Raw genomic sequence first — 6,541 nt, 5'->3', positions numbered from 1 at the left:
GCGTTGTTGCCGTTCATGTTGACCACGTTCTGGGTCTGGCCGATCAGTTGCGAGGCGTTGAAGGTGGAGTCGATCTTGACGGCGCTGAAGACCGGCAGGAAGGGCACGTAGCCGCCGCGCACGGCGCGCATGGCGCGGCTGTCGAGTTCTTCGGTGACCGGCAGGTCCTGGATGGTGAGGGTAGTCATGGCAGTTCTCCTGGGAGCGATTGGGACTTGGGCTGGGTTGAGCATCGGTGCTGCGCTCGGGAGGTACAAACGCATGGAGTGTGCCAGGGCGGGCCAGGCCGGCGCCGATCGCCCGCAAACGCAGGCGGGGACTGCAAACTGCCGTTCCGCAGCGGGATCGCGCGGGCCAGGGTACGGCCGGCGGCGATGCTGAATGGATGGGGCTCGGCCAACACAACGACACCATGTGTTCGCTCCCGTACGACAGGCAGCGGCCATCACCCTTGCATCCCGCGCCCGGTACCGCCTGCCTGCGTGGATGCGCTGCACGAGGGGTTTGCGATTGGCATGGGTGCGCACTAGTATCCATCGTGGGCAGGTACTCGCCGGTGATCGGCGAGTGGGCGCTCATGGCGCAACTACGCGCACCACGTCGCGGCTGCAACGATGGCTAGCATTCCAGACCTGATACGTACCTTCCAAAGCGGTGGTCTGTCGCACGACGAGTTTTTTGCCCGCATTGACAGTACCTTGGCCGTGGACCAGGCCAGTGCCACGCAGCTGGTGGAAATGCTCAGCGAGGAGAACACGCGCTTCCCGTTGCCGCCTGCCGTCTACGAGGAGGTGCTGCGGCGCATCGAGCGCCGCGGAGCCACGCAGTTCGACAATGGCGGCGAGGAGACCCGCGTTCGGACCGGCCCCGCAGGCGCAGTGCCCGCGGCATCGGCGCCATCTGCAGCCGATCAGCCCGTCCCGGGCGAGGAGCCTGTTGCCACCAAGGGCGTGGGCGATACCCTGAACGGCCGTTTTGTGCTTGAGGAGTGCCTTGGCGTGGGCGGTATGGGGACGGTCTACAAGGCGCTGGACCTGCGCAAGCTGGAGGCCTCGGACCGCAAGCCCTATATCGCCATCAAAGTGCTCAATGTGCAGTTCCGTGGTCATCCGAAATCGCTGATCGCGCTGCAACGGGAGGCGCGCAAGGCGCAAACGCTGGCGCACCGGAATATCGTGACCGTCTACGACTTCGACCGCGATGGCTCGGTGGTCTACCTGACCATGGAGTATCTGTCGGGCAAGTCGCTCAATCGCATCTTGCGAGCCCCGGATTTTGCCGGCATGCCCTATGGCAAGGCATTGCCCATCATTACCGGCATGGCCAGGGCACTGTCCTATGCGCACGAGCGCGGCTTCGTTCACTGCGACTTCAAGCCCGCCAACGTGTTCCTCACGGATAGCGGCGAGGTCAAGGTGATCGACTTCGGCATTGCGCGCGTCTTCCAGCAACCGGCGGAGGACGCGGACCCGACCGTGTTCGACCCTGGCACGCTTGGCGGCATGACTCCCGCCTATGCCAGCCCCGAGATGTTCGATCATCGCGAACCGGATCCGCGCGACGATATCTATGCGCTGGCCTGCGTGACCTACGAACTGCTGACCGGCCGTCACCCTTACGAACGTTTGTCGGCCAACCAGGCGCGCAGTGCGGGCGTCAAGCCCTTGCGGCCGAAGGTGCTGACCCGCGGGCAATGGCGCGCGCTGCGTGCCGCGCTATCTTTCGACCGCGCCACGCGCACACCCACCGTGGCACGCTTCCTGGCGGAGCTCGGAGCCGAGCCGCGTAGTGGCATGCCGCTCGCCAGGCTGGGCGCGGCGTCCCTGGCCGGCGTGCTGGTCGCGGGCGGGGTGAGCTATTTCGTGTGGCGCGCGCGGACGGCGCCGGAAAGCCAGCCGCAGCCTGCTGCGGAGGCCGCCGCTACCGGTAACGCCGCGCCGCAAGCCGCTTCGCCTCCCGCGCCGGCGCTGCAGCAATCCGTGCCGGAACGCGCGCTCAGCCTGCAGGCTGTCGCCCCCGTGCTGGCGCGCACGCCGTGCTCACTGCTGTCGGCTTCGGTGCACCAGAGTACGCTGCAGGTGCGGGGCTATGTGGCGGAGCGTTTCGGCATCGCGCGGCTAAAGGACGAACTTGCCGCCGTGCCTGGCGTGAAGGCGCTGAAGCTTGACGCGCAGCCGCTGGGCGATGACAAGTGCGACGTGATCAAACTGATCGCGCCGTATTGGTCGGGAAGCCGCACGGGCAGTGCGCTGGCCTCCATCCATACCAGGGCGCCCGGCGCGCAATTCACCGAGGGTACACCGCTGATCGTGGACATCACCACGCCAGCGTACGACACCTACGTCTACGTCGACTACTACATGGCCGACGGCAAGGTCGTGCATATGGTACCCAGCCGGCGGGCCAAGGCCAACCAGGCGCCGGCAAGCTATAGCGCCACCATAGGCAGTCTCGGCGACTGGGTGATCTCGAAGCCTTTCGGCACGGAGCTGATCGTGCTGCTCACCACACCGGCGCCGCTGTTCGATGGTCTTCGTCCCGAACTGGAATCGCGGCAGGCCTATCTGCACGCTCTCGAACGGCAACTGGCACCGATGGCCGCCAGGCAGGGCGCCGACCATATCGGTGCCGACGTCGTGCAGATATCTACCAAACCGCGCTAGCGTCGGCGCGGACGCCCGCTGCTACATGTCTCTCGCGACGCGAAATCCATTCTGCGACTGGCGCACGCTGGCGCTGTACTTGAAGCGGGTGGAGGAGAGCATATAGCTCGCGCCTTCGAGCCAGGAGCCGCCACGGATCACGCGCACGCTGCAGCCGGGCTCGTCCCAGGCGCGCCCGTCCACCGGGGCGTTCTTGTAGGAGCTGTGCCAGCAGTCGGCGACCCATTCCCACACGCTGCCGTTCATATCGTGCAGTCCGTATGCGTTGGCAGCAAAGGAGCCCACGTTGGCGGGCATGTCCGCGTTCCACGGGTCCCCGCAGTCCTTGCAGTTCGCTGTTCCCTTGCGCATCTGGTCGCCCCACCAGTAGAGCGTCGCGGTGCCGCCCCTGGCGGCATATTCCCACTCGGCTTCGGTGGGAAGTCGATAATGCTTGCCAGTCAGCTTGCCGAGCCACGCCAGGTACTGCTGGGCGTCGTCCCAACTGACGTCGCGCACGGGTGCGTTCTTCGCGGCGCCGGCGACGGTGGCGATACGCTGGCAGCCGCCGGCGTCGGCGCAGGCATTCCACTGCTCGACCGTCACTTCGTATTTGCCGATGGCGAACGGCTGCGCGATGGTGACGTGGTGAGGGGGTTTTTCGGTGGCATCGCCGCCATTGCTGCCCATGGTGAAGGCGCCCGGCGCCAGGCCATGCAGCACCGGACAAGCCGGGCAGTCCTTGAACGCGCCCGGTTTGACTTCGACCGTCACCGTGCCTGTGCTCGCGGCGCGCTGCGAGCCGGCCGCGCCAGCCGTGGCGGCAGCTCCCGCGGGCGCACCGGACGACGAGGCAGGGGGCGCCTGCACCTTGCCTGCCTGCACTCGCGCCGGCGGCGGCGCGACAGTGCCCTGCGCGGCCGGCTGGCCTGACGAGGCGGGCGCAGGGCGCGTCGCGGCGGCAGGTGTCCCGGCCTGTTGCGCCGCGGCGCGCAGCCGTTCGATCCGCGCCTTGGCCAGCGGGGCGAAGCGGCCGTTCGGATATGCCTTCAGGTAGGCTTCGTAGTCGCCCGGGAAATTGCTGTTCTTGACCGAGTCCCAGAAGGATAGCTCGTACTGCTCGTCGCTATCCTTGGGGAGGATGCCGCGATGCTGGGCCAGCAACAATGGAGCGCTGCGCCGTTCATCGGCACTCGCGGTGCCGCCGCCGCCGGATGCCGCGCGCGCCATGAGCCGTAGCGGCGCCGGCAGGGATGACGAAACCCAGGGCTGCTGCCGCAGCCCGGTTTGCCTTCCCACCATTGCGCCGGCCCGCCGCAACGCGGCTTCCGTGTCCAGGCCCGGTTCGCGCATGGCGCGCAGCAGCGCGGCGGTGAAGGTGCCATGCCGGGCGCCGTCGGCCGCTGTCGCGCCAGGGGCCGTGGCATAGGCAATCAAGGTGTTGGCGGGCGCGGCGGACGGCCTGCCGATGGTGCCGTGGTAGGGGTTGTCCAGGCAGGTGTCGAGAATCACTACATTGCGCATGTCGGGCCGTGGCACCGACATGCTCGCCAGGACGGCGGCGAGGTCGGTACCCGCCGTGAGCAGGCTGGCTGGCGAGCCGCCGGCGTCCACTGGGATCAGCACGGTGCTGTCCGCCACCTCGATACCATGTCCGGCAAAGTAGAACAGGCCGGTTCCGCCCGCGCGCAGCCGGTCCCGGAATTCGGCAAGCGCCTGCGCCATGCCGCGGCTGTTCACGTTCTCGCGCAGCATGACGTCGAAGCCCAGCGTGCTCAGCATCCGGCCGATCGCGCGTGCGTCATTGGCGGCGTTAGGGAGCGGGGCGCCGGCATAGGCGGCATTGCCGACGACGAGGGCGACGCGTCCCGTGCGGGCGCGCCCGATGGAAACCGGCTGCCGCTGCATGGCGCTTAAGCTGGCAGGCGTGCCGGTTCCGGCTTCGGCGGGAAGCGCCGATGGCATCCCAAACAGGCTCACCAGGCATACGACAAGGTATTTTCGCCACATATCCGGGCCCCTGTTCGAACCGCGCCGAAGTTCGTTGGCGGTCTGCGTGCCAGCGGCGTCACACGGTGCGCGCTGCAATCGCTGCGCTACGATGCTGCGCGTGCGGCACCGGGCAGGCCTAATCAACGATAGCACAGCGATTGTGAATCCGGAGGTGCTTCGCAACGCCTGGTGGCGACGTGCGAATACCGTCGTGGCGCAGCGCCGGCCGCCGCCCGCTGGGCACTGTGCCGCGGGCGGCGCCAAGTATCTTTTTGCGCTTTTCCGTTCTAAGCTGAATGACGAAATGCGCAGGCGCCGACCAAGAGCAAGAATGCTCCGTGCCATTGACTCATAGCCAAACAGGCTATGGGAGACGATGCGCCCGCCGCGTCCGTTTCCATGCAACGGCGCGCCAGGCGGCATTGCAGCGCAGACCGTTGTTCGGGAGGGCATATCGTATGCGCAGGCGCACCGTGCTCGGCACACTGGCGGCATCGCTGCTGGCTCCGTTACCCTCGGTCTCCCTCTCCACGCCGGCCCCGCCCAATGCGGAGGTCTACATCATCTGGCCTCCCGACGGCGCGGTGATCAATGGCGGCAAGTTCTGGGTGCGCATGGGCCTGCGCAATATGGGGATCGCTCCCAAGGGCGTGGACATGGCCAACGTCGGCCACCATCACCTGCTGATCGATACGGACCTGCCGCCGATGGACAAGGAGATTCCGAACGACCGGAATCACCTGCACTTCGGCGCCGGCGAAACGGAGGCGCGTATCGAACTCCCACCAGGCAAGCACACGTTGCAGCTGTTGCTGGGAGACCATAGCCACAAGCCGCACGATCCACCCGTTTATTCCAAAAAGATCACCATCACCGTTCGTTAGGGCCCGCGCCGCCGGGCCGGCGGCACGGCACGGGAGAGAGTCCATGCGATCCATGCGTAAGCTCATGTCGGCTGCGGCGTTCACCGCCAGCCTGCTTCTGACCGGTGGCATGCAGCCCGGTGCCATCGCGGGCACCACGCCTGCGCCTGCCAATGCCTACCTGTATATCGGTTTCCCCAACAACAACCAGGTCTTGCCGGCGGGCAAGCCGATTCACGTCTGGTTCGGGCTGCGCGGCATGGGCGTGGCGCCGAGGGGGGTGAAGTTTCCCAACAGCGGCCATCATCATTTGCTGATCGATACCGACTTGCCGCCGATGGACAAGGAAATTCCCAACGACCGCAACCATCTGCATTTTGGCGCGGGCGAGACCGAAACCACGATCGAGCTGCCGCCCGGCAAGCATACCCTGCAGTTGCTGATGGCCGACGACAAGCACATTCCGCACAATCCACCGGTCTATTCCAAGAAGATCACGATCTACGTCAAGTGATCTTGCCGGCTGCGGCATGAGCGCGCCGCCCCCTATGCAGCCGCTGTCGCTCCCTCTGTCGCGACTTCGATTCGTTTCGATACCTGTGCCGCTGCCTGTCGTACGGGAGCGAACACATGGTGTCGTTGTGTTGGCCGAGCCCCATCCATTCAGCATCGCCGCCGGCCGTACCCTGGCCCGCGCGATCCCGCTGCGGAACGGCAGTTTGCAGTCCCCGCCTGCGTTTGCGGGCGATCGGCGCCGGCCTGGCCCGCCCTGGCACACTCCATGCGTTTGTACCTCCCGAGCGCAGCACCGATGCTCAACCCAGCCCAAGTCCCAATCGCTCCCAGGAGAACTGCCATGACTACCCTCACCATCCAGGACCTGCCGGTCACCGAAGAACTCGACAGCCGCGCCATGCGCGCCGTGCGCGGCGGCTACGTGCCCTTCCTGCCGGTCTTCAGCGCCGTCAAGATCGACTCCACCTTCAACGCCTCGCAACTGATCGGCCAGACCCAGAACGTGGTCAACATGAACGGCAACAACGC

Annotated in this window: 6 protein-coding genes; 4 read left to right on the top strand and 2 right to left on the bottom strand. The window is 66.5% G+C overall.

What is annotated here, in order from left to right; all coding sequences use genetic code 11:
- A partial coding sequence (locus tag AC3FOF_RS44165) for a hypothetical protein (protein ID WP_488730266.1) occupies positions 1 to 188 on the bottom strand: 188 nt, incomplete at its 3' end.
- A gap of 426 nt (positions 189 to 614) precedes the next feature.
- On the opposite strand from AC3FOF_RS44165, the gene AC3FOF_RS44160 reads away from it, so the two are divergent.
- Positions 615 to 2,663 carry a serine/threonine protein kinase gene (locus AC3FOF_RS44160; protein WP_488730268.1) on the top strand — a complete coding sequence of 683 codons (2,049 nt, stop codon included), beginning with the start codon at positions 615 to 617 and terminating at the stop codon, positions 2,661 to 2,663.
- Between the two features lie 21 nt (positions 2,664 to 2,684).
- Here the strand turns inward: AC3FOF_RS44160 and AC3FOF_RS44155 are convergent, their stop codons facing one another.
- Positions 2,685 to 4,652 (bottom strand): SUMF1/EgtB/PvdO family nonheme iron enzyme, encoded by a 1,968-nt coding sequence (locus tag AC3FOF_RS44155; RefSeq protein ID WP_488730267.1) that lies wholly within the window; start codon positions 4,650 to 4,652, stop codon positions 2,685 to 2,687.
- Between the two features lie 440 nt (positions 4,653 to 5,092).
- Between AC3FOF_RS44155 and AC3FOF_RS44150 the strand changes: the two genes are divergently transcribed.
- The 3 genes from AC3FOF_RS44150 to AC3FOF_RS44140 form a co-directional block, all read left to right on the top strand.
- A complete protein-coding gene (locus AC3FOF_RS44150; protein WP_276263632.1) occupies positions 5,093 to 5,518 on the top strand; it encodes a DUF4399 domain-containing protein in 426 nt (141 codons plus the stop codon).
- A 52-nt stretch (positions 5,519 to 5,570) separates the two neighbouring features.
- The gene (locus AC3FOF_RS44145; protein WP_035808856.1) at positions 5,571 to 6,011 is read left to right on the top strand and encodes a DUF4399 domain-containing protein; all 441 of its coding nucleotides are present in this window, start codon (positions 5,571 to 5,573) and stop codon (positions 6,009 to 6,011) included.
- Positions 6,012 to 6,353: 342 nt separating this feature from the next.
- A partial coding sequence (locus AC3FOF_RS44140) for a hypothetical protein (RefSeq protein WP_488730266.1) occupies positions 6,354 to 6,541 on the top strand: 188 nt, incomplete at its 3' end.

The sequence above is a fragment of the Cupriavidus sp. 96C5-1 genome (assembly GCF_057798855.1).
The sequence above is the reverse complement of the archived record's forward strand: the minus strand, read 5'-3'. Positions and strand labels throughout refer to the sequence as shown.